We start from the raw sequence: 24,162 nt of genomic DNA, 5'->3' as shown, positions 1-24,162 counted from the left end.
GGGCTCCTAGCTGTTGCGAATGCGCGGATCGAGCAGCGGATAAACGAATTCGAGCAGAGTCATCAGCAGCGCGATGGCGATGGTGATGAACAGCACGATCCCATAGATCACCGGAAAATCGTTGGCGCGGATGGCAAGGTTCAGCGCCGTGCCGATGCCGGGTAGGCCGAACAGGCCTTCAACGATCACCGCCGAGGTGACCACCGTGCCCAGCGCCAGCGCGAGGCCCGTCACCTGGGGCAGCAAGGCGTTGCGCAGATAATAATCGCGAAAAATGCGCGGCCCGCTCAGCCCCTTGTGCTCGGCGAAATTGACGTAATCCTCGCCCTGGATGGTGACGCCCATGCCGCGCATGGAGAGCACCCAGCCCCCGACCGATCCCAGGATCAGCGCCAGGGCCGGCAGGATCTGGTGGGCCATGAGGTCGGTAAAGAATGGCCAGGACCAGTTGGGCACCAGCCCCACCGAATAGGCCCCCCCCAGCGGCAGCCATTTGAGGCGAAAGCCGATGAAGAACAGCAGCAGGATGCCCATGATCACCGGGGGTACGCCGGTCAGAAGGATAAAGGGGGTCGCCGTCGAGCGCAGCCAGCCCGGCGCCCTCGGCCAGGCCGCCACTGCGCCGAGAAGTGTGCCAATGATGAAGCTCAGAACCGTCGTGACCAGCAGCAGCCCGATGGTCCAGGGCAATGACTGGGCGATCACATCGGTAACCGTCATGGGATAGCGGCTGAGCGAATAGCCGAAATCGAGCCGCAGGATATTGCCCAGATACTGCCAGTATTGCTCGAGCAGCGGCCGGTCGAGGCCGAATTGCTGCTGCATGGAGCCGATCAGCTTTTCAATATCGGCGGGCGAAAAGCCGCCGGTGCGCGCCAGTTCGCCAAAGCGCTCGCGAATGGCGTTACGCGGCGACAGGCGCGGAATGAAAAACACGATGGTCGAGGCAGCCCAGACGATCAACACGAAATACAGCAGGCGCCGGGCAACGATCCGAATGTTCACTGCACTGATCCCGATACACTTGGGGGAAAGGGTGCGCGCGTGCCGCGCACCCCGGGTGCCGGAAGTCTTAGTTGCCCGACGGCTGCAGCCCCGCGATCACAAGGAGCCCGGTATGGGCCCAAAAGGCGCCATTGGTGCCCAGGCCCACATTCTCGGCGCTCGGCCAGTTGGTCCAATAATGGTTGTTGTAGGGAATGCGGTGCAGCCACTGGATCACGGGCACATCGATCACGTCGCGCCAGTAAATCCCCAGCGCCTTGGCGGCGCCCTCGATAAAGGCGGGATCCTGGGAATCAAGGGGCGCAATGGCATCCACCAGTGCGTCGTATTCGGGGTTGGAATAGCGCGAGAAGCGGTTGTTGCCGGCCGAGGAGCCGATCACATTGGAATAACGGCCATGGAAGAGGTTGAGCGCCTCGAAGGGATCAAACAGGCTCGCGCCGTGGCCGAACATGTAGAACCCGGCCTTGCCGTCCACCATGTTCTGGTAGGCATCGGTGCCGAAATTGACATTGGAATCAAAGCCAGCCTGGCGCAGCATTTCGGCCAGCACCGGGGCGACGTCGCCATGGATGGTTTCAAAGGCCTGGATGGTGGCGTCGAGCGTTTGCCCATCCTTTTCCCAAAGCCCATCGCCATTGCGGGTAAAGCCCGCTTCTTCCATCAGCGCCGCGCTCTGGTCGGGATCGAAGGTCCAGGGGCTGTATTTTTCTTCCTCGGCCTTTACTTCGGGCGAGTCGGCAAAGGTTTGCAGATTGGGGTACAGTGGGAAGGGATAGATCGTGGCGATCTCGGCCCCTTCATAAAGCACCTCGTTGATGAGGTCGCGATTGATGGCGAGGCTCACCGCCTTGCGCACCCGCACATCGTTGTAGGGCTCGAGCTGGGTGTTCATCCACAGCGAATTGGGCCACCAGTCGAGATAGCCATAGGGGCTTTCCGTGCCGGTCCAGGACTGGATGTCCGGGTTCTGCTGCAAGATGTTGCCGATGATCTGGGCGCGCATATCGACCGAGGAGTCGAACTCGTTGTTGACGAGGCGCTGGGCCACCGTGTCGATGGGCTGGTTGAGGATGTTGACCACCACCACCCGCTTGACCGCCGGCATCTCCACCCGACCCGCCTTGACCGCCCACCAGTCGTCGCGCAGGTCGAGGATCTTCTGGTTGGCGTTCCAGGCGACGACGTCATAGGGACCCGAATGGGGCATTTCCGCCAGGCCCGGCACCTTGGTCGGGTCCTCCTGCTGGGACAGCCAGTGTTCGGGCACGATGGGGATGCCGGTATCGAATTTCTCGGTCAGCACCTCGAACTTGAAGCGCGGCGCCGGCTGCTTGAAGGTCACCTCGACGGTCAGCTCGTCCTTGGCGGTGATGGTATCGACAAGGTCGGCGAACTGGGCGTGATAGGGGAGCGTTTCGTAATCGCGCTGGCCTTCAAAGGTATAAACGACGTCATCGGCCGTCACCGGCTCGCCATCGGACCATTCGGCATTTTCGTTGAGCTTGATCTCGAGCGCGGTGAAATCCTCATTGGTGTATTCCATGCTGTCGGCCAGCCAGGGAATGAACTCGTTGGTGTAGATGCCGAAATACATCAGCGGCTCGAACAGCAGGTTGTTGCCTTCCTGATGGGTATAGCCGGGCAGCACCCAGGGATTGGTGGTGCCGATCGAAGAGGACGCCGAAACGCCCCAGGCCAGGTTCAGCGTCTGGTTGCGCGGCACTTCGGGCAGGGGTCCGCTTGGGGTGATTTCGGTCGCGGGCGGGGCGCCGGTCTGGGCCAGGCTGGCCACCGGCACCGCCACCAGCCCCAGCGCGATCACCGAGGCAGCAACTGCATGAAATTTGAACATCAAACGCTCTCTCCCTTGTTGGCTCCAGCCGGCTGGCGGCATGCCGGAGGGCATGGCTGCGCCGGGCACCTGCGCGCACCTCAAGCCGGCGGGGCCGGCATTGCTGTGATCCGGCAAGGCCCCGGTCTCCTCAAACCAGCCGGGCCCTGCACCTCCTTGTGTTTGCCTCCATCCTGATCTGACGCCAGTGATTGGAGGACCAACATAACTATTGTGCGCCCGCCCGGCACAATTGGCAATGCTGTTACTTGCATTATTGCAGATATGGCGCAGACAACACAAAGCCGGCTGTCAAGCAAATCAGATGATTTACTTTGCATCAGGCAGAGCAATGCGGCTGAAGGGAGCAGTAACTAGGGTGCGATCAACCTCCGCCTGCGGCTGTGCTTCCGGTGGCGAAAGCGGAAACCGTGTGAGAAAGAGTGAGCGGGGTGTCGGCCTGCAGCTGGACTGCCGTCGCGACGCCGCGCCGGCTGATAGGGTTGGGCCGCTCGGAAAGCCGGGTGTTGAGATCGAAGGCGGAAGCAATGGGCTCGAGTCCGATGCCGCGATAGCGCCCTTGCCAGGGCTCGCCCTGGATGCCGCGATCGGTGCACCAGATCTGGAGTGAGGGCAGCAGGTCGCGGTCCCAATCGATCTCCACCCCCGCGCCTTCCTCGAGGAACACGGCGCGCAACGGTCCGCGCATGCCGCAGAGCTGGGCGCTAAAATTGGGCTCACCCAGGGGCACATGGCTCAGATCGATTTTCCCGCCCCTGTGCGGCACCGCAGCGAACGCGGAAAATTCCTGCGCCTCCCCTGCCCCCACCTGCCGCGGATGAACGAGGCCAAACTCAAATTCGGCTTCGAGTTGCAGTTGCCCGCGCGCTTCAGGCAGCCGCATAATGGGATGCAGGCCCACCGAAACGGCGCCGGAGCGGCGGGGGTAGATGGTGAGCCTCGAGTCGAGAACCGGCGTTCCCGGCCGTCCGGCGACCCGGCGCTCGAGCCGGCGCACCAGCGAGTCCGCGGGGTAATCGAGCCCCAGGGTTACGCTGTGCTCGGTTCGCGCAACCAGCTCCCATTCCGCGTCACCGGCCGGGCCGTGAATGGGCACAAGGGGCGGCTCGCCCATGAGTTCGGCCCATTCGGGTGGCCCGATCGGCTGTGGGGGCCCGGCGCCAAAGGGCAGGCAGGCAAAATCGCCGCCTAGTTCGCGCAGATGCCCGATAATGGCGGGATCGCTCACCTGCCCCAACCAGGGGGCGCGCGCAAAGGGGCGGAAATCTCTGCCCCCAAGATCGAAGCGGCAGTCGGCCAGCATGGCAGCGGTGCTCAGCACCAGCGCATCGCCATGGCTCCAGCCGAGTGCGAACTGTTTCACCCCAGCCTCACCAATTGGTCACCGAACCATCGGGGCGGCGCAGATGGGGCGCTTCCCAGAAGCGGAAGCTTTGCGCCGCCAGCCCTCCTTCATCCACCTCGACGCCGAGGCCCGGCCCGTCGGGGACGCGGTAAACCACGCCTTCGAGGCGCGGCTGCTGGGTGAAGATCTCATTGCCCGCTTCCCCGCTATAAAGATCGCCCACCGCCACGCGGGTTTCGAGCCAGGAGAAATTGGGAACGGCGGCGGAGAAATGGATGGTGGCGGCGGTGCAGATCGGCCCCAAGGGATTATGGGGCATCATGTCGACATAATGGGCCTCGCTCCAACCGGCCACTTTCATGGCTTCGGTGAAGCCGCCGACATTGCAGAGATCAAGCCGGTTGAACTGGTGGATGTCGCGCTCGATAAAGGGCAGGAACTGCCATTTGCTGGCAAATTCCTCGCCAATGGCAAAGGGCACATCGGTCAGCCGCCGCAGCGCCTCATAGGCCTCGGGCGCTTCGTCGCGAATGGGTTCCTCGAGGAAGTCGAGCGTGCCCGATGGCATCTTTCGGCAAAAGCTCGCCGCTTCCGCCACGCTCAGCCGGTGGTGGTAATCCACCCCGATCACCACCTCCTCCCCGAGCGCTTCGCGCGCCGCCACCAGCGCCCGCGCCGTCCGGCCGATCGACACGCGCGGCTCAAAGATGTTCTGTGCATTGCTCCAGGCGGCGGGAAAGAAGCGCACCACGTTCCAGCCACGCGCAACCAGCGCCTGCGCGGCCGCGATGCCTTCGGGTCCCTCGACATTGGCGACGGAGGGAAAGGTCGGGATCACGTCGCGCTGCTTGCCCCCTAGCAGCTCGTAAACCGGCACGCCCAGCGCCTTGGCCTTGAGGTCATGGAGCGCAATATCGATCGCCGATTGGGCGGCGAGCAACACGCGCCCGCCTTCGAAATACTGGCTGCGATAAAGCTCCTGCCAGATGGCGCCGATGCGCATGGGATCGCGCCCGAGCAGGAAGTCGCGGAAATGCTCGATCGCGCCGATCACCGCCTTTTCGCGGCCTGACAGCCCGCTTTCGCCCCAGCCATAGATTCCCTCGTCGGTTTCGATCTTGAGGATCAGCTGGTTGCGGTGTCCGACCCAGACGGGAAAGGGCTTGATGGCGGTGATCTTCATGCCGCGCCCCCGAGTTCAGGGTGAAAGGCAACGACGGTCGGCGAGCCCACATCGATGGGCGTTTCGAGCGGCTCGAGCCCGCCGCTCTGCGGCTCGTAGCGGAACAGGGACACTCGGTCGCTTTCCTGATTGGCAACGGCCAGGAGCGTGCCGGAGGGGTCGAGCGCCAGGTCACGCGGAATGTGTCCGCCTGCCGGCGTGGTGCCCAGCAGCGTCGGCAGTCCGGTTTGGGTATCGAGAACAAAGCGAGCGACACTGTCATGGCCGCGATTGCCGACAAAGATGTGTTGCCCACTGGGGTGCACGGCGATGGCGGAGCAGGAATTGCCGGGGTGCCCGCCCGCTGGCAGGGTGGACACGGCACCCAGCAGTTCGAGCTGCCCCGCCTCGGGGTCGAAGCGCAAGGTGGCAAGGGTGCTGTCGAGTTCGTTGACGCAATAGACCAGCGGCAGGCCGGGATGGAATTGCAGGTGCCGCGGCCCGGCACCCGGCGCCAACTCGGCCGCGCCATGCGCCAAAACGGCGCCGCTTTGCGCGTCGAAGCGATAGATCAGCAGCCGGTCAATCCCGAGATCGGCCACGAGGACAAAGCGGTTGTCAGGGCTCCAGCGCAGGCAATGAGCATGGGGCCGCCCCTGCCGGTCGGGATCCTTGCCCTGCCCGGTATGGGTGATTTCGGCACAAGGGGCGCCGAGGCTCCCATCGGCCCGTACGGGGAAAATGGCAAAGGAGCGATTAGGCTCTTCGGTGATCGGCACGCCGCCATAATTGGCAATGCCGGCCCAGCGGCCCGAGCGATCAAAGCCGGCAAAGCAGGTGTAATCGCCCCGGGTGGGCTGCTTGTTGCGATAGCGCAGGGCGCCGGTCGCCCGATCCAGTCCATAGGCGGTGATCAAGCCTTCATGCCAGCCATCCACTTCGCTGACGGCAACCAGGCTTTGCCCATCGGGCGCCACGGCCACAAAGGTCGGGTTGTCGATGCCCTTGGTAACGGCCAGCGGCTCTGCCGCCCCGCTGGCAAGGTCCAGCCGGAAGGCCGCGATCCCCTCCCCGGCGGGGTGGGCGACATAGCCGATCCCGCGATTGACACCACCAACGAACACCAGGGCAGAAGGCATTAAACCAGGTCCTCAAACTTTTGCAGCGCAGGGGCTGGCCGGAGGAACGCCGGCCGGCAAGGGTTTCAGAGCAGGTCGCAATAGTCGGCCATGCGCAGCAAACCTTGCATATAGCCAATGGCATGGGCGCGGCCGCGATGGTTCCAGTCGCTGTCGCCATCCAGTTTGGGAACATGATCGTCGAGCAGGAAGCCATCGAAGCGATGTTTGGCCAAGAGCGCAATCACTTCAGCCGGATCGTAATTGCCATCGCCGATGAAGCATTCGGTGAAATTGGGAACGGCCCCCTGCACGTCGCGGAAATGGATATAGGCGATGGTGCCGCGCGGGGCGAAGAAATCGATCATCTCGCGCACCGCCGCCTTGCCGCCGGGCATTTCCGAGCAACAGCCCAGGCAGAGATCGAGGGCCCAGGCTGGCGACTGGCCGGCGAGCTCATAGGCGCGGCGGAAGTTTTCGGGCTGGTAGAAGAGGCGCGCCACCCCGCCCAGCATCGGCACCGGCGGATCGTCGGGATGCAGCGCCAGCCGCAGCCCTTCCTCCTCGGCCACGGGCAGCACCGCTTCGATGAAATAGCGGTAATTGCTCCACATGACGTCTTCGGTGATCACCGGTCCGCCCTTGCCGAAAAGGGGCATGGAGCTCGCCCGCCCGAGCGTCGTCGGCATGAAGCTGCGCAAGGCTTCGAGATCGTCGGCATGGGCCTCGACGACGCTCATGTCGAACTGGCGCGCCAGTGCCCCGCCCCGCGTTTGCGCTGACCGGTTGGTGGTCCAGACCGAATTGGGCATGAAGTGGTAGCCCAGCACCGGCACCCCCGCCCGCGCCACGGTGCGGATCGTAGCCTGGTAATTCTCGATCTGCTCGTCCCGGCCCTCAAGCCCAAGCATGGCCTTGTGGTAGAAATGGGTGGGCACATTCTCGATGGCCTCGAACACCAGCCCCGCCGCCTCAACCTCTTCCACCAGCGCGCGCACATCCCGCTCTTCCCAGCGCGTGTCGCCGGGAAGGGTTGGGTTGTTCAACTGGATACCGGTGGCCCCGATCTGCGCGGCAAAGCGCAGGCGCTCCTGGCTGAGCTCGTGGAATTGCCCGACAGCGATTCTGATCGCCACGACGTCCCCCCTCTGCACTGGCCGCTCATGCCTCTTGGCGGGCTGAAGCGGCCGTGATGCAAATGAGACTAGGCCAGCCGCCCGCCGCTGCCAACAGCAAAGACGCCAATGGAAGGAGGGAATTGCCAGGGCGGGGAGTGCCCGCCGCCCTTTCAGCCTGCCGCCCCCATGGAAGCTACGGCGCCATCGAGCTGTTGCGACAAGGTCCAGGCATTGACCCGCTGCCCGCTGGGGATCGGCGCCCGCCCTTCGGCCAAGGCCACAAAGGCCGAGGTCAGTTGGGCGGGGTCGACCCATTGCTGCTTGAGCTCGGGGCTGTAGTTCCGCTCCGACATGGGGGTGCGCATATACATGCCGGGCGTCACCGTATGGGAGGTGATGGCGTGGGGTGCGCCTTCAAGCGCCAGCGATTTGCTCAACCCCTCGAGCGCGTGCTTGGCCGCGCAATAAGCCGCTTCATCGGCAAAGCCCTCGATGCCTGAACGCGAGGACACGAAGACCAGCGCCCCGCCGCCCCCGTCGCGCATGCCCGGCCACACCGCATGGGCGAGCTGAAAGCCGGCCTGCAGGCCCACATTGACGGTGCGGAAAAAGCTCTCGAAGCTTTCCTCGGCCAAGGGGGTGGGCCGCAAAATGGCGGCGTTATGGATCAGGGTATCGATCCGCCCCAGCTGACCGAATATTCGGGCAATGGCGGCATTGGTGGCGCCCCGATCGGCCAGATCGACCTCGATGGGCAGCGCCCGCGCGCCGCAATCGCGCGCCGTGTCCCCAAGCGCCAGCGCGTCATAATCCATCAGCGCCAGCCGCGCCCCGGCAGCGGCAAAGCGGCGGGCGATGGCGGCGCCCAGCCCTGCCCCGGCCCCGGTGATGATGACGCGCTGCCCCGCGATCGGGCGGCTCATTGCCGCTCGGCCGGCAGGTCGACCCAGGCACGGCTGGCGGTGGATTGCTTGACCGCGTCGAGCACGCGCTGATTGGCCAGTCCATCAAAGAAGGTGGCGCCCGCCTTGAGCTTGCGCCCGTCGGTGATCGCACTGCTGAGTTCGCGTAGCGCCCCCACGACCGACACATTCCAGATGCCCTTGTTGAGCCCGGGCAGATCGGCATTCGGATCGGGCTGGGTGATGTCCTCAAAGCTGCCGCCCGCCTTGGCGAACAGCAATTTTTCATCGTCATTGTCGAGGAGGATGGTGCCCTTGGACCCAAATACCTGCGTGAGGTTGCCGATATTGTTGGCCGCCACCCCGCTCATGAACACCTGGGCGAGCGCGCCGCTCTGCATCTCGAGGGTGAAATAGGCCAGATCATCGGCAGTGGCCGTCCAGGGCTCCCCGGTCTTCTTGTCGCGCCGGTCGGGGATCACGGTTAGCGCCTGCCCCACGACCGAAGCCACCGGCCCCAGCCACCAGCGCAGCATGTCGACCTGGTGGCTGCCATTGGCGCCGAGCCGGCCCCCGCCATGTTCAGCAAGGCTCCACCAGTCGCCCTTGGGGCGGCTGGCCGGATCGGCCCAGGATGCACCGATATTGGCGATGTTGACGTGCCGGATCTCGCCCAGCTCGCCCGCGGCGATCATGCTCGCGACCTTGGCCCGGTTGGGGTTGAACCTCAGTTCATGGTCGATCATGTGCAGGCGCCCGAGCGCTTCGGCATGCTCGAGCATCTGCTCGGCCTCGGCCGCATCCATGGCGGTGGGCTTTTCACAGAGCACATGCGCACCCTGCTCGAGCGCCGCGAGCGTGATGGGCGCATGCAGGTCGGTTGGCGTGGCAATCAGCACGAGATCCAGCCGCTGGCCATCGAGCATGGCCTGCCAGTCGTCATAGGCATGGGGAATGTCGAACTCGGCGGCAGCCGAGCGGGCACTGTCGAGGCGGCCTGAGGCGAGGGCAATCACCTCCGCGCCGGGCACATGGCGCAGGGCCGGGAGATAGGCGGCGCGCGCAAAGCTTGCGCCAACAATGCCAACTTTCATGGGTTTCTTGCTCTTTTGCGGGTTGGTAGGGCTCAGGCCATGGTCTTGAGGCGCGGATCAAGGAAGTCGCGCAGCCAGTCGCCTAGGATGTTGAAGGACAAGACGGTCAGGACGATCGCAATGCCCGGGAAGAAGGCCAGCCACCATTTGTTGGCCATCAGCTGGTCGCGGCTGTCGGCGAGCATGGCGCCCCAAGTGGGCACATTGGGCGGCACGCCCAGGCCCAGGAACGAGAGCGAAGCTTCCGACAGGATTACCGAGGCCACGTTGAACGAGGCGATGACGGTGAGGGGCGCAATGATGTTGGGCAAAATCGTGCGGAAGATGATGAGGAAGGTGGAATCCCCCAGCGCGCGTGCCGCTTCCACATATTCCTTTTCGCGCAGCGACAGGGTTTGCGCGCGCACGATGCGGGCATAGGTCACCCATTGGCCCACCCCCAGCACGATGATGATGTTCATCACCCCCGGCCCCAGGATCACAAGAAACATGATCGCGAGGAGAATGAAGGGGAAAGCGAGCTGAATATCGCCCAGCCGCATGATCACGTCGTCGATCCAGCCACCGAAATAGCCGGCAAGCAGGCCCGCGATCACCCCGATCGTGCCCCCCACCAGAATCGCGCAGATGCCAACGAGCAGCGAAATGCGCGCCCCGTAAAGCAGGCGCGACAGCACATCGCGCCCCAGGCCGTCGGTGCCGAGCAGGAAAAAGGCATTGCGCCGACCTTCGGTCAGCGGATCGGCGAGGCGCATCATGATGTCCTGCCGGTTGGGATCGAGCGGGGATATCCAGGGGCCGAAAATGGCGGCGAAGGCGACGAGCAGCAGCACCAGCAGCGCCACCACCGGCCACTTGGCCTGCAGCATGGAGCGCATGGCGCGGCGCAGCTCGCGCCGGCGATGCGAGAGCGGACGGGCCTGGACCGGGGTCGCGGGGATAGCTTCGATTGCCATGCCGGCCTCCTAGAGTTTCACGCGGGGGTCGATCTTGGCGTAAACCAGATCGACGATGAGATTGAGGGCGATGAACACCAGCGCCAGGATCACGACGGCGGCCTGCACCACGGGAATGTCACGCTGGTTGATGGCGTTGAACACTAGCCGGCCGATGCCGGGCCAGGAAAACACCATCTCCACCACGACGACGCCACCGATCAGGAAGCCGAATTCGAGCCCGATCATGGTCACCACCGGCAGCCAGGCATTGCGCAGCGCATGCCGGATCACCACGGCTCGCTCGCTGATGCCCTTGGCGCGGGCGGTGCGCACGAAATCCTGGCCCAGCACTTCGAGCATCGAGGAGCGCACGAGGCGCGCATTGCGCGAGATGGAATAGAACGCCACCGCAAAGCCGGGCATGATGAGGTAGTAGAGCGCCTGGGGCAGATTGCGGAAGGCCTGGGCCCAATCGCCCGACAGCAGCGGCATGATAAAGGGCACATGCCCCGAAATGGGCAGGATGCGCATCTGCAGCCCGAAGAACATGATCATCATGATCCCGAGCCAAAAACTGGGAATGGATTGGCCCAGCATGCCCACGGTCATGATCGAGCCATCCACCGCCGAGCCGCGGTTGAGCGAGGCCACCACACCCAGGGGAATGGCCACGACAATGGCGAGGAACATCGCAAACAGCGTCAGTTCCAGCGTTGCCGGCAGCGCTTCGAGCACGGCATCGAGCGCGGGACGCTTGTAGCTCAGCGAGTTGCCGAAATCACCCTGGGCGAGATTGCCCAGAAAGGTCAGGTATTGTTCGGGCAGCGGCTTGTCGAAGCCCAGCGCTTCACGCGTGCGCTGGATCTCCTCGTCGGTCGCCCGTTCGCTGACATAAAGATAAGTCGGATCCCCGCTCATCTGCAGCGCCGTGAAGGTGATGAGCGTAACCCCGATGATGACGATGGCGCTTTGCAGCAAACGCCTGATGATGAATGTCCACACTGGCGGAAGGCCCACAACAGAGAGAAGGGAGGAGGCGCCACAATCGGGCGGCGCCCCGCGGAAGTGAAAGCTTAGGACTTCAGCGTTGCGTTGAAGAGATCGATTTCTTCATCGCGGCGCGGTGTCCAGTCGATGCGGTTGGAAACGCCGTAGAAGTCAGGCTGGAAGTAGAGCAGCAGCCAGGGCCCTTCCTCGTGGAAGAGCTTGAGCATGCGGTTGATGACGGGGCGGGCCTCCTCGACCGCGTCGGCATCGACCGCCAGCTTCCAGTCGTCAAACCAGCGCTGGTCGGTCCAGCTCTGGTAATTGGTGGCCCCGTCGGGGGTGGAGAACAGGCTCATGTCGTAGAGCGGGTTCCAGGTCACCCCGCCCTGCCCCAGAAAGAACAATGGCCCCATTTCCTTGGTGCGCAGCAGGGGCGAATAGACCGTCGCCCATTCGAGCAGCTCGACTTCGGTCTGCACCCCCACATCGCTCAGATATTGCCCGATGGCCTGGACGACATTGGCATCGTTGAGATAACGGCCGCGCGGCCCCTGCAGGCGAATGGAGAACCGCACTCCTTCGGCATTGCGCGGATAGCCGGCCTCGTCGAGCAGCTGCTCGGCCTTGTCGGGATCATAGGGAATGGGGGTGAGTTCGGGATTGTCGTTGGGCGGATTGACGAGGCTCGTCATGCGCGTGCATTCGGTGCCCAGGAGCTGCGAGCAAATGCCCGGCACATCCACGGCATATTGCAGGGCATGACGCACCTTGGGGTCCTGGATTTCCTTAGCTCCCGGCATGCCCTCGACGCCCTTGCCGAGGTTGAAGCCCACCTGCATGCGCCTTGTGCCATTGACCTTGGCGACGGCGGCGCTGCCCGAGCTGTCGATGGCGGGCGCCTGGTCGGGAGACACATTGGTGATGATATCGACATTGCCCGCGATCAGCTCGGCGGTGCGGGTGGAGGCTTCGGGAATGATGCGCCAGATGATCGTCTCGAAATTGCCAGGGTCCTTGACCTTTTCGAGCACGATCTGGGAGCCGCGATCCCATGAAGCGAGGCGATAGGAGCCCGAGCCGATCGGCTTGTCGGCCGCCTCTTGGGGCGTCATGGCCTCGTAGCTATCCTTGCAGTGGATATAGACCTGGGACATCATCCCCAGCGCCAGGGTTGTCTTGGCGGACAGGTTGATCTTGACGTTGAGATCGTCCAGCGCCTCGGCCGATTTGAAGCCCAGGGTCGTATACACAAAGCCGGGCGTATTGCCGGTGAAGGCCAGGGACTTGTCGGCCGGCCGGTTGAACGAATAGGCCACGTCCTCGGCGGTCAGCGGCTCGCCATCCTCGCAGGTCAGCCCGTTCTTGAGCGTGAAGGTATAGCTCAGCCCGTCCGGGCTGACGCTGGTCTGGTCCACGAGATAAGGGGTCACTTCCCCTTCGAAGTTCACCGTGAACAGGGTGGCAAAGATGTGCTTGGCGATGTTGGAATTGTCGCGGCTCGAAATCTGGGCCGGATCGAAGGTGGCTGCATCCGCACTCAGGCCGACCACGATCGTGTTGTCGGGCGGAGCGGCATGGACAAGAGATGGAGCGGCAATGGCGATCGTGCTCGCCAGCAGAAGGTGGTGCAAGGTTTTCATGGTCATTCCCTTGATGTGACGTCCCGCGCTGCAGTTTCTTGGCCCGGCTTGTGTCCGCCGGTTGGTTGGCACGCGGGAGGAAATCCCCCGCATGCCATGTTCGTCACTGCGCCAGAGCGGCGTCGAACAGGTACACCTTCTCGTCGCGGCGTGGCTCGAAGGTCACGCGCTTGGACACGCCGTAGAAATCGGGCTGGAAGTACAGCATCAGCCACGGCGGATCGTTGTAGAAGACCTCGAGCATGCGATCGATGACGACGCGCTGCTCTTCGGGGGTCTTGGCCGCCGCGATTTCTTCCCAACCCGAGAACCAGTCGGGGTTGCTCCACTCGGTGTAGTTGGTGCCAGCATCGACCGTGGAGAGGTCAGCCATGTCATAAAGCGCGCTCCAGGTGCCGCCGCCCGAGCCGAGCAGGAACATCGGCCCCACATCGTGCTTGGAAATCAGGGGCACATAGACCGAAGCCCATTCCATCAGTTCGACATTGGTCTTGACCCCGATATCATCGAGATACTGGCCGATGGCGAGGGCCACATTGGCGTCGTTGAGGTAACGGCCGCGCGGCGCCTGGAAGTTGATCTCGAACCGGGTGCCATCTTCGCCCCGTGGATAACCGGCGGCATCGAGCAGTTCCTCGGCCTTGTCGGGATCATAGGCATAGGGTTCGAGATTGGGATTAGCGTTGGGCGGGTTCACGAGGCCCGTGGCGCGGGTGCATTCAAAGTTCAGCAACTGGCTGCAGATGGCTTCCACATCGACGGCATATTGCAGCGCCACGCGCACATCGGTCTTCTGGATGGCTTCACCGCCCGGCGAACCATTGGCGAAGCTGTCCTTCTGGTTGAAGCCCACATAGATGCGGCGCGTGCCCTGCACGGCCTTGACCTCTGCACTGCCCGAAGCGTTCACGGCATCGATCTGGTCGGGCGCCACATTGGTGATGACGTCGACATTGCCCGCGATAAGCTCGGCCGAACGGGTCGAGGCTTCGGGAATGATACGCCAGATGATGTTCTGGAACGTGCCGGGGTCCTTGAGCTTTTCCAGCACCACCTGCGAGCCGCGGTCCCAGGAGGCCAGGCGATAGGAACCCGAGGCGACCGGCTTGGAGGAAGCATCTTCCAGGCTCATCGCCTCGTAGCTGTCCTTGCAGTGCACGAAGACTTCGGCAATGAGGCCGAACGAGACCGGGTTCTTCTTGGTCAGATTGATCTTGACCTCAAGATCGCTCACCGCCTCGGCGCCATTAAAGCCGATCGAGGAATACACAAAGCCGGGCGTGTTGCCGGTAAAGGCATTGGCCGGATCGCCCGCGCGATTGAACGAATAGGCCACGTCCTCGGCGGTCAGTGCTTCCCCGTCCTCACAGGTCAGGCCGGGCTGGAGCTTATAGGTGTAGCTCAGCCCGTCCTCAGCCTCGGTATAGGACTCTGCCATCTGCGGCACGATATTGCCGTCCGGGTCGATCTCGTAGAGCGTCCCGAAGATGTGCTTGGCGATGTTGGAATTGTCGCGGCTGCTGATCACGGCCGGATCGAACGTGGTCGCATCGGCGGAAATCCCGACAACGAGCGTGTCATCGGGCGGCGCGGCATAGGCAGGAGCCAGGGGCGCGACGAGCGCCACCGTTCCGGCCATGAGCATGGATCTCATGGTTGTCATTGGGACGTCCTTTGCTGGAGTGCGGATGGGTCGAGGTGGTGATGGCCGGTCTCCCGCTTCGCTGCGGTCTCGAGATCGGCCGGATTGATCGCCTGGTTCTGCTGGCTCGAAAGAATGCAGGCCTGAACCATGCGAAGCGAACTGAGGTGGTCGCGTCCCGAGCACAGCAGAGGTGCCGTGCCGCGCAGGGCGGCGACAAACGCGGCCAGCAGGGCTTCCGCGTCATTGATCCATTGTTCATAGGGCGGCAGCGGCACCGGGGTGAGTTCGGCATCGGCATGCAGGGCATAGTTGAGCTGGCCGAACTGCTCGTTCTGGACCACAACGCCGCGGGCGCATTCGCTCCGCCATTGAAAGCCTGGGGTCTGCCAGTTGGATTGCCAGAGCCCCTGGTAGTTGACCGTCACCCCATTGGCAAAGGTGATCAGCGCCGACACATTGGCGTCGTCGCGATACATCGACCAGCTGGGATTAAAGGTGTGGCCGAACACCGAAACGGGCTCGGAGCGGTAGACATAGCGCATCAGGTCGAAATGGTGGATCGACTGCTCCCACAGCATGGGTTGGTCCATGGTGAGGGGATATTTGTTGAAATTGGGCTTCCAGCCATCGCGCCAGCGCTCATAGGTGAAGCGGGCGAATTCGGGTTCCCCGACGGTGGTGTCGAAGAGTTCGAGCGTCTTTTGCGTCACCGGCAGGAAGCGGAAATTGAGCCCCACCATCAGCGGCACATCGGCCGCCTCGGCCATTTCCACATAGCGCGCCGCCAGCCCCACGCTGTCAGCCAGCGGCTTTTCTGCCAGGATGGCGAGACCCGCCGAGCAGGCCGCTTCCATCTGCGCTTCGCGCCCGCCCGGTGGGGTGGCAAGCAGCACGGCATCGGCCTCGATTTGGGACAGGAGGCTCACATCGGGCGCGGCCACGGCATCGGGCCATTGCTCGAGCGCGCGCGCCCGGGCGGCTTCGGAGGGGTCCACTAGCCCCACAATGATGCAATCGGGATTGGAGCGGATCACCCGCATCCAGAACTGGGCCCGGGCCCCCAGGCCCACGAGAATGATGCGCAAGGGGCTCAAGCGACTGCCTCCCGGTTGCGGGCCATGGCGAGGCCGGTGGGAGGGTCGGTCCAAGGACCGAGCGAAGCGAGATCGAGGCGGTCACTGCCCATGGGCCGGCGCGACACCGCGCCAGTTTCGGGCTCCACCACCAACCGGGTAGAGGGCAGGAGGTCGGCAATGGCCTGCGCCAATTCGAGATTGGACAGGATTTGCCCCGAACACAGATGCACGACGCCCGTCACCGGCGGGTTGATTGCCAGCAGCCGGTGCAGCGCTCCGGCCAGATCAGGCGCAAAGGTCCAGTCGCGCCGCTCTTCGGGCTGGCGCACGATGATGGCCTCGCCTGCTTCGGCGCGATCGAGCCAGCGGCGCACTTGCGAGACGGTGGTGCGGGTGCCGCGCGGCGCTTCATGGGGACCATAGATCGGCCCCAGCCGCACCGCGATTGCCTGCAGCCTGCCTGCCGCGGCCGTTACCGCGTCCTCGCCGGCGCGCTTGGCCAGCGCATAGGGTTCCGTGCTGGTAGGGGAAGCGCTTTCCAGCTGGACCGCCCCGCCATCCCGGGCGCTGAACACGCCCGAGGAGCTCAGGAAGACGGACTGTTCCACCCCGCGCGCCAGCGCCCATTGGAGGCTGGTGCGCAGCAGATCCATATTGGCGGCGACATGGCCGGCATCGGAAAGCCCGAACTCGACCGGAGGCGTCGTGATCGCCGCGCCATGCACAACGACATCCACCCGCTCCACTCCGGCAAGCGCCCCCGCCGTCAGCGGCGTTGCCAGCAGTTGGGCGCCCGCCAGCCGCTCGCGCGTTCGGGCATCGAAAGCCTGATCCAGCGCCACGACCCGATAGCCCAAAGCCAAAAACCCTTCCGCCAGGTGCGAACCGACAAATCCCCCGGCGCCGGTTACAAGCACGCTTCGGGTCATGGCGCGATCCCCAACTCTTCGGGGGTGATCTGGGAGGCCGAGCGGGTATGATCGGAGATCAGCGAGATGGCGAGGATCATGTCCCGTTTTTCGATCGCTGCAATGATGGGAGGGTGATTGAGCGCCACCGCCCGCAGGTCGCGATTGGCGCTGTTGCGCAGCGCCATGATCTGGCGGATGCGCAGGTAAAGATTGTCCCAGAGCGTCAGCATGAGGCCATGGTCGGCCAGCCGGATCAGCGCGCGGTGAAAGGCTTCGTCGGCGGTGTTGAGCCCGGCGAGGTCCCCCCGCTCAGCCGCCGCATACATGGCATCGGAGTGCTCGTGCAGTTCGCTGACATCGGCCTGCCGCTCCACGACGCGGCGAATGGCAAAAGCCTCGAACTGCTCGCGCAGGCTATAAAGCTCCTCCACTTCCTTGAGGGTGAGCGGCTTGACGCGCTTGCCCTTGTAGGGCTCGCTTTCGATCAGCCCATCGGCCTCGAGGATTTGGATGGCTTCGCGCACCGGGGCGCGCGACACATTGAGCTGCTCGGCCAGCGCCATTTCCACCACCGGGGTGCCGGGGCGCATCGTGCCGTTGATGATGGCCTGGCGGATGATCTCGGCCACCGAAACGCGCAGTGGCACGTTCTCGATGCGGCCGATTTCCGGCGTCTGCGGATCCCCGATCATGACCGGGCCCCCGCAAAGGCGAGCTCGGCGGCCCGGGCAATCGCCCCATCATGGCTGGCATCGAGCGCCACGAATGGGGGCCGCACAATGGCATAAGCCGGATCGTTGTGGCGCTGTGCCACTGCCGCCTTGATCGCCGGGATCAGCGGCAAGCCCTCGAAGATCTTGCGCACTTGCGTTACGCCGGCGGCGATTGCCGCTTCCTCGGGCGTGCCCAGAGCGCGCATCAGCGCCACGATGTTCCTGGCATTCACATTGGCCGAAGCGCTGATGCAGCCCGCGCCGCCAGCGGCGACGTTCTGCGGGATCAGGGCTTCGGAAGAGGAATAGGTTTCCAGCTCCGGGAAGGCCTTGATCACCGCATGGGTGTTGTCCCAATTGCCCGAGCTGTCCTTGAGCCCGACAAACACGCCGGGATGCTTGGCGAGGAGCTTTTCGATCAGCGTCAGGGTGATGGGTACGCCGCTGGTCTGGGGAATGTGGTATAGATAGATCTTGAGCCGGCTGTCCCCCACCGCATCGATCACGGCCGAATAGCTGTCGACCAGCCCTTCTTCGGGCACGCCTTTGTAGTAAAAGGGCGGCAGCGTCAGCGTGCCCAGCACCCCGCGCGAGACGGCATGTTTGGTGAGCGCGATGGTATCGGGCAAGGCGGCGCAGCCGGTGCCCGGGATCAGCCGCTCGGGCGCCACCCCCGCATCGAGCAAGGCATCGAGCAGGTCGATCCGCTCACCCACACTCATGGAATTGGCTTCGCTCGTGGTGCCGAACGGCGCCAGCCCATCGGCGCCGTCAGCGAGCAGCGCCTGGCAATTGGTGATGAACCGGTCGGCATCGATGCTGAGATCGGCGGCAAAGGGGGTGATGGCGGGAACGAACAGTTTGGGCGTGCGGGTCATGGGTTCGATCCTTCAAGAACAAGTTGGGTGGGCGCGACCTCGACAAACACATCATCGTCGGCGGCGCCCCGCCACATCAGCACGGCAAAGGCGCCAGCGCGATCCAGAACCGTCGCGCCGGCATGCCAAACGCCGCGCCGGTAGATGACGCCCTTGGTGCCGGGCAAGACGAAGCTCTGCATCCCTGCCAAGTCCGGGCTGCCATCGGGCAACGACGGTGTGACAGTGACCAGATAGCGGCTGACATCGAGCGGCGTGAAACACTGCGCGGCATGCCAATGGCGCTCGAGCCTCGTCACGACAGCGGGCAGCGCCGTAGCGGGAACATTGTTGACGTGAAACACCGGCGCCAGTCCCGCGTCTCCGCCCAGCCAATCGGAATAGAACTGCCGCTGCCCCGCCTCGGCGGGACGATCGATGATGGCGCCAAAGGGCGCGAAACCCTCGGGCGAACAGCGATCGGCGACAGCCAGTTGGCGCATCATGCGGCCACTCCCGTCGGGGGCATGGCTTGGCGCCAATGGGCGGCAATATCGGCGCGGCGCGCAATCCACACATCGTCGCGCCCTGCGAGATGGTCGAGAAAACGCACAAGGCCCGCAACGCGCCCGGGATGGCCGAGCACGCGCGGATGCATGCCGACCGACATCATGCGCAGCGTCTTTTTGCCTTCCGCCGCCAGCACATCGAAGCTGTCGATCAGGAATTGCGCATAATCGGCCGCCGTTTCGATGCCCCCACCCGCAAGCAGCTTCGCGTCATTGGTCACCAGCGAATAGGGCAGCACCAGATGCTGGGTGCCCTCGACCTCGAGCCAATAGGGCACTTCGTCATTATAGGCGTCGCTGTCATAGCTATAGCCGCCATGCTCGACGAGCAGCCGCCTTGTGTATTGGCTGGGGCTATAGCGGCAATACCAGCCTTCGGGCGGGCGCCCGACGCTCTGGCGGATGCTGGCATGAGCCTTGGCGATATGCTCGCGCTCGGTGTCCTCGTCCAGATGATAGTGTTCCACCCAACGATAGCCATGGGCGACAACATCCCAATCGGTGGCGGCGATGGCCTTGGCCACTTCCGGATTGCGTTCGAGCGCGAGGGCGGCGGCAAAAATGGTCAGCGGCAGCTGGCGGTCCTGGAACAGCTGGGCGATGCGCCAGAAGCCGACCCGGGCGCCATATTCATACATGCTCTCGGACGCCAGATCCCTGCTACCCGCGGGAACGCGGGCAGCATTGACCTCGATCAGGGCCGTTTCCGAGCGGCCATCGCCATTGCCGATGGAATATTCGGAGCCCTCTTCATAGTTGAGCACGAAGTTGACCGCGACGCCGGCATTGTTGGGCCAGCGTATGGTTGGTGGTCGGTTTGCGTAGCCAACGAAGTCGCGCATGGATGTGTTTCCCGGTGCCTCTTGCCTCACGGCGTCCAGGCCCGCGGTCCTTCCACCTTGTTGAAGAAACAGCACCAGTCGCCGGTATTGACATTGGGCAGGGCGCGCAGGCCGAAGAACATGCCGTCGGCCGGGGCCACCATATGCGCCAGCTCATCGCCGAAAATATTGACGATGCGGGCAATGCTGTCGCCCTTGTTCATGGGCTTGAGGAAATCAACGCCCGGGGTGGGCACGAAAATGCCCGAAGCGGGAGCCAGCAATGCTTCCTGCTGGCCCTTGGTGGCGTCCTTGGGATAGGTCGCCTCGCCCGGATACATCTTGTAGTGGCGCAGGATGTTGATGATGGAATCGGCCAGGTGCCGGGACACTTCGGCAAATTTCTCGGGCGAGGTAGCCGAACGGCCGCCCAGTTCCACCGTGATGCCGGTTTTGCCGATCTCCTTCATCTGCGCCATCGGGCTGCCCTTGGGCAGGAAGTTGGACATGATGCAGCCCCAGCCCTCGCCCATGGCCATGGCCAGCTCCACCGAAGCGGGGGTCTCATCGACAAAGATCGCCTTGGCGAGGAAGGAATGGGCGCCGCCCGAGTGGATCGAGATCTCGAAATCGGCGACCTTGCTCATCCATTCCGAATGGGCCCAGGCGACGCGCTCGCTGAGATAGCCATTGGCGCGGCCGGGATAGATCCGGTTCATGTCAAACGAGAACGTATCGAGCGGATTGCCGCGATTGGCATTCTCGAAGGCCATGACATTGAGCACCGGCACCATCACCAGGGTGCCGGAAAGCTGGGCGGGATCGACTTCCTTGAGCGCAATGGCGCAAGCCATCGGCCCTTCGGGCTCATCGCCATGGATGGCGCCATCGACCCAGAACACCGGCCCGGGCTTGGTGCCATTGACGATCACCAGGGGAATTTCGACCTTGCTGCCGCCTGCCAGTTCGGTGACGGGGATGACGCCGCGCACAACTTCGCCCGGGGCGGCCGTTGCGGTGCCGACAGTGATGGTTTTAGCTTCAGACATGCCGATCAGATCCCTTTGACCGCTTTGTATTTTTCGAGCTCTTCAGGGGTGTAGACCTGCATGAATTCGATCTCGATGCCGCCGGCATCGTTGTCGAGAAAGGCCACATGGCCCTCCGGATGGGCGTGGGAGCCATAAACGCCGCAGGCCTGGCAGATGCGCAGATCGGCGCCCTGCGTCTTGGCGTGCTCGAGCGCCTCATCGATATTGTCGACGGCGTAGCAGATATGGTGCAGGCCTTCGGCGCCACGCTGCTTGATCCAGGTGTCGAACCGACCGCCTTCCTCCATGGACTGGCAGAGCTGGTATTCAATGCCGCCAAGCTCAAACAGCGCTACGCGGTTCTTGGACTTGGGATAGTCGATGATGGCGGTGTCGGTGGGCACGTCCAGGAACTTGGAATAGGCCGACAGCGCTTCCTTGGCGTCGCGCACGGCGAAGGCCATGTGCTTGATCGATCGGACATTGGGGTTGGTCGACAGGGCAGACATGGCGGCTCCTCAGGCTGCGGGCACGGCGCGCTCGGCGCGGATGGCTTGGACGACGGTTTTGATGCGGGACATGGCTTCGTGGATGCGATCCACCGACTGGGTCAGCGACATGCGGACAAAGTCATCGGTGTAGTCGCCATAGATGGTGCCGGGATACATCAGCACCCGGCCCTCGGTGAGCAGGCGCTCGCAGAACTGGCTGGCGGGCAGGCCGACCGAGGCCACATTGGCATAGACATAAAAGGCGCCCTGCGGCTCGGCATAGGGAATGCCCAGTGCATCGAGCCCTTCCAGCAGCGCCTTGCGGCGGGCGTCATAGGTGCGGCGCATGTCTTCCACGCAGTCCTGCGGCCCGGTGAGTGCCGCGAGCGCAGCATGCTGGCTGGCCGAATTGACCGAAATGGCAAAGGCATGGTTGATCTCGGCCATGGCCACGATCAGCTCGCGCGGCCCGGCGAAATAGCCGATGCGCCAGCCGGTCATGGCGTAAGCCTTGGAAAAGCCCGACAGCGTAATGGTGCGCTCGCGCATGCCCGGCAGCGCCGCTACCGGCTGGATGCGCTGGTTGCCATAGGTCAGGCGCGCATAGATCTCGTCGGAAATAACGATCAGGTCGTGCTCGATGGCGAGCTGGGCAATCTTTTCCACCTCGTCAGGCGCTGTGACCGTGCCGGTGGGATTGTTGGGGTTGATCAGCACCAGCACCTTGGATTTGGGCGTGATCGCCGCCTTCACCATTTCGGCGGTGAGGGTGAAATTGGTGTCCATGCCCATGCGCACCGGCACGACCGTGGCTTCGGCCAGTTCGGCCGCCTGTCCATAGGGATTGTAGCCGGGGCACGGCACGATCATCTCGTCGCCCGGATTGAGCAGCGCCAGGGCAATCACGAACATGGCGTGCTGGCCGCCCGGGGTGACGACGATCTCGTCGATAGCGTAATCGGCCCCGCCATTGGCCTTGATGTTGGCCTTGATGGCTTCGCGCAGGGCCGGCAGCCCCAGCGGATGGCCGTAATGGGTTTCCCCGCGCCCCAACGCATCCTGGCCGGCCTTGACGATATGGGCGGGGGTGTCGAGATCGGGATCCCCGCGCCCCAGCTTGATCACATCGGGCAGGCCCGCAGCGATGTCGGTCATTCGGGTGACGAGATGGGCTTCCTTGAGCTTGACGCGGTTGGCCAGCCGGTTGGCGTGCAGTTCACTTGTTGGCATTGGTCCGCTTCCCCTCAAAGACCGTAGAGTTCGCTGTATTTGGCGGTGAGGTGGGCGATATAGGGCTCGGGATCGAGCGTGCGCCCGGTGGCGCGCACCAGGAGCTCGTCGCGGCTATAGCGCCGGCCATGCTGGTGGACATTTTCCACCATATAGGCGCGCAGGGGCTCGTAATCGCCGCTCGCCAGACCCTGGGCGATCACCGGGTCGGCCTTGGCGGTTTCAAACAGCTGACCCGCCATCACATTGCCGATCGTGTAGTTGCAAAAGGTGCCGATCTGGCCCGAGGACCAGTGCACGTCCTGCAGCACACCTTGGGCGTCATTGGGCACGTCGAGCCCGAGATATTCCTTGATCTTGCTGTTCCAGGCCTCGGGCAAATCCTTGACCTGGAGCGAGCCATCGATCAGCGCCGCCTCGATATCGGTGCGCAGCATGACGTGGAAATCATAGGTCAGCTCATCGGCCTCCACCCGGATAAAGCCGGGCTTGCAGCGGTTGACGGCACGGAAGAACTCTTCGGCCGTCACATCGGCGAGCTGCTCGGGATAGAAGCGTTGCGCCTCGGGGAAATTGACCTGCCAGAATTCGCGTGAACGCCCGACATGATTTTCCCAGAGCCGCGACTGCGATTCATGGGCGCCAAAGCTGACACCGCCCACGGCATAAAGCCCGACAAGATCGGTGGCGAAGGGCGTGCGGGTATAGGCGGGATCGACCCCCTGCTCGTAAAGCCCGTGCCCTGCTTCATGGAGCGCCCCGAAGAGGCTTGCCGCCATGTAGTTGGGATTGAAGCGCGTGGTGATGCGCACATCGTTGCGCGTGAACGAGACTTCAAAGGGATGCAGCGTCGTGTCCAGCCGGCCGCGATCGAGGTCGTAGCCGACCTTCTGGGCCATGGCGAGCGCGAACTCGTGCTGCTTGTCGACGGGGTAATGGCGCTCGAGGAAATCAAAGCGCGGCTGCTTCTTGTCGCCGATCGCCTTGACCAGCGGCAGCAGCGCTTCGCGCAGCCGGGCAAAGAGCGGCTGCAGGCTCGCAACGGTTTCACCCGGCTCGAAGCGGAACATCAGCGCGTCATAGGGGTGCTCGGCATAGCCGATCACTTCGGCCAGCTCACGATTGAGCGCCACGGTCTGCTCGAGAATGGGGATGAACTGGCTGAAATCGCTTTCGGCGCGCGCCTTCGCCCATACGGCATGGCCGATCGAGCCCAGTTCCACCCGCTTGCGCGTCAGCTCGGCAGGGATGGCGAGGTGGTAATCCACCGCCTGGCGCACCTGGGCGACCATGCGCTTTTCCACAGCTTCGTCGTCGAGGGCGGCAACTTCGCTTTCCGCCCTGTCGAGCTGGGCGCGCAAACGGTCCGAAACCAAGAGGTCGCGCGTGACCACCGAGAGGGTCGACAACTGCTTGCCACGCGTCTCGTGCCCACCCGGCGGCATCATGGTGCGAGCATCCCAGCTCAGGATTGACTGGGTGTTGAGCAGGTCGTTCACCTGCCCGACAGTTTCCATAAGCTGCGCGTAACTCATTGTCCTCACTCGTTTTCTTGCCTGCGGCAGTTGTTTTTGCCGCTGTGCTGATCGGTGCTTGACGAGGCCCCGATCCGTGTGCACTTCTGTTGAACATCAGATTGTCGACAATCTAACGA

22 protein-coding genes are annotated in these 24,162 nt (G+C 63.7%); all 22 read right to left on the bottom strand.

Annotated elements, in window-relative coordinates:
- Positions 1–6: 6 nt before the first annotated feature.
- A complete protein-coding gene (locus HRU92_RS15510; RefSeq protein WP_172121867.1) occupies positions 7–1,005 on the bottom strand; it encodes an ABC transporter permease in 999 nt (332 codons plus the stop codon).
- 67 nt (positions 1,006–1,072) lie between these two features.
- The gene (locus HRU92_RS15505) at positions 1,073–2,860 is read right to left on the bottom strand and encodes an ABC transporter substrate-binding protein (RefSeq protein WP_172121866.1); all 1,788 of its coding nucleotides are present in this window, start codon (positions 2,858–2,860) and stop codon (positions 1,073–1,075) included.
- A 364-nt stretch (positions 2,861–3,224) separates the two neighbouring features.
- Entirely contained in the window at positions 3,225–4,223 is a 999-nt protein-coding gene (locus tag HRU92_RS15500) for a hypothetical protein (RefSeq protein ID WP_172121865.1), read from the bottom strand.
- Positions 4,224–4,230: 7 nt separating this feature from the next.
- On the bottom strand, positions 4,231–5,388 hold the full coding sequence (locus tag HRU92_RS15495; protein ID WP_172121864.1) for a mandelate racemase/muconate lactonizing enzyme family protein: 1,158 nt from the start codon (positions 5,386–5,388) through the stop codon (positions 4,231–4,233).
- A complete protein-coding gene (locus HRU92_RS15490) occupies positions 5,385–6,506 on the bottom strand; it encodes a lactonase family protein (protein WP_172121863.1) in 1,122 nt (373 codons plus the stop codon). The genes HRU92_RS15495 and HRU92_RS15490 overlap by 4 nt, the downstream gene beginning before the upstream one ends.
- A gap of 65 nt (positions 6,507–6,571) precedes the next feature.
- Positions 6,572–7,621, bottom strand: a complete 1,050-nt coding sequence (locus tag HRU92_RS15485; protein ID WP_172121513.1) for a mannonate dehydratase — start codon at positions 7,619–7,621, stop codon at positions 6,572–6,574.
- 152 nt (positions 7,622–7,773) lie between these two features.
- Positions 7,774–8,526: an SDR family oxidoreductase gene (locus HRU92_RS15480; protein ID WP_172121862.1), complete on the bottom strand. Its 753-nt coding sequence runs from the start codon at positions 8,524–8,526 to the stop codon at positions 7,774–7,776.
- Positions 8,523–9,599, bottom strand: coding sequence for a Gfo/Idh/MocA family oxidoreductase (locus HRU92_RS15475; protein WP_173088461.1), 1,077 nt, complete (start codon positions 9,597–9,599; stop codon positions 8,523–8,525). The genes HRU92_RS15480 and HRU92_RS15475 overlap by 4 nt, the downstream gene beginning before the upstream one ends.
- Positions 9,600–9,631: 32 nt before the next feature.
- Entirely contained in the window at positions 9,632–10,555 is a 924-nt protein-coding gene (locus tag HRU92_RS15470) for an ABC transporter permease (RefSeq protein WP_248307159.1), read from the bottom strand.
- 9 nt (positions 10,556–10,564) lie between these two features.
- On the bottom strand, positions 10,565–11,539 hold the full coding sequence (locus tag HRU92_RS15465) for an ABC transporter permease (protein ID WP_172121860.1): 975 nt from the start codon (positions 11,537–11,539) through the stop codon (positions 10,565–10,567).
- A gap of 71 nt (positions 11,540–11,610) precedes the next feature.
- A complete protein-coding gene (locus HRU92_RS15460) occupies positions 11,611–13,164 on the bottom strand; it encodes an ABC transporter substrate-binding protein (protein WP_172121859.1) in 1,554 nt (517 codons plus the stop codon).
- A 103-nt stretch (positions 13,165–13,267) separates the two neighbouring features.
- Positions 13,268–14,827: an ABC transporter substrate-binding protein gene (locus tag HRU92_RS15455; protein WP_248307158.1), complete on the bottom strand. Its 1,560-nt coding sequence runs from the start codon at positions 14,825–14,827 to the stop codon at positions 13,268–13,270.
- A complete protein-coding gene (locus HRU92_RS15450; RefSeq protein WP_248307157.1) occupies positions 14,824–15,903 on the bottom strand; it encodes a Gfo/Idh/MocA family oxidoreductase in 1,080 nt (359 codons plus the stop codon). The genes HRU92_RS15455 and HRU92_RS15450 overlap by 4 nt, the downstream gene beginning before the upstream one ends.
- On the bottom strand, positions 15,900–16,814 hold the full coding sequence (locus HRU92_RS15445; protein WP_172121858.1) for an NAD(P)-dependent oxidoreductase: 915 nt from the start codon (positions 16,812–16,814) through the stop codon (positions 15,900–15,902). Before HRU92_RS15445 ends, HRU92_RS15450 begins: the two co-directional genes overlap by 4 nt.
- Positions 16,811–17,488 (bottom strand): GntR family transcriptional regulator, encoded by a 678-nt coding sequence (locus HRU92_RS15440; RefSeq protein WP_172121857.1) that lies wholly within the window; start codon positions 17,486–17,488, stop codon positions 16,811–16,813. The genes HRU92_RS15445 and HRU92_RS15440 overlap by 4 nt, the downstream gene beginning before the upstream one ends.
- The gene (locus HRU92_RS15435) at positions 17,485–18,387 is read right to left on the bottom strand and encodes a dihydrodipicolinate synthase family protein (RefSeq protein ID WP_172121856.1); all 903 of its coding nucleotides are present in this window, start codon (positions 18,385–18,387) and stop codon (positions 17,485–17,487) included. Before HRU92_RS15435 ends, HRU92_RS15440 begins: the two co-directional genes overlap by 4 nt.
- The gene (locus HRU92_RS15430) at positions 18,384–18,872 is read right to left on the bottom strand and encodes an ureidoglycolate lyase (protein ID WP_172121855.1); all 489 of its coding nucleotides are present in this window, start codon (positions 18,870–18,872) and stop codon (positions 18,384–18,386) included. Before HRU92_RS15430 ends, HRU92_RS15435 begins: the two co-directional genes overlap by 4 nt.
- Positions 18,869–19,777, bottom strand: coding sequence for a polysaccharide deacetylase family protein (locus HRU92_RS15425; protein WP_172121854.1), 909 nt, complete (start codon positions 19,775–19,777; stop codon positions 18,869–18,871). The genes HRU92_RS15430 and HRU92_RS15425 overlap by 4 nt, the downstream gene beginning before the upstream one ends.
- A gap of 26 nt (positions 19,778–19,803) precedes the next feature.
- Positions 19,804–20,805, bottom strand: coding sequence for a M14 family metallopeptidase (locus tag HRU92_RS15420; protein ID WP_172121853.1), 1,002 nt, complete (start codon positions 20,803–20,805; stop codon positions 19,804–19,806).
- Positions 20,806–20,810: 5 nt separating this feature from the next.
- On the bottom strand, positions 20,811–21,296 hold the full coding sequence (locus tag HRU92_RS15415) for a VOC family protein (RefSeq protein WP_173088459.1): 486 nt from the start codon (positions 21,294–21,296) through the stop codon (positions 20,811–20,813).
- 9 nt (positions 21,297–21,305) lie between these two features.
- Positions 21,306–22,508: a pyridoxal phosphate-dependent aminotransferase gene (locus HRU92_RS15410; RefSeq protein ID WP_173088457.1), complete on the bottom strand. Its 1,203-nt coding sequence runs from the start codon at positions 22,506–22,508 to the stop codon at positions 21,306–21,308.
- Between the two features lie 14 nt (positions 22,509–22,522).
- Complete coding sequence (locus HRU92_RS15405; protein ID WP_248307156.1) at positions 22,523–24,043, bottom strand: carboxypeptidase M32; 1,521 nt, start codon at positions 24,041–24,043, stop codon at positions 22,523–22,525.
- Positions 24,044–24,162 lie beyond the last annotated feature (119 nt).

Origin of the sequence: Devosia sp. 1635, assembly GCF_013185955.1 — a bacterium.
Lineage (GTDB): Bacteria > Pseudomonadota > Alphaproteobacteria > Rhizobiales > Devosiaceae > Devosia.
The sequence above is the reverse complement of the archived record's forward strand: the minus strand, read 5'-3'. Positions and strand labels throughout refer to the sequence as shown.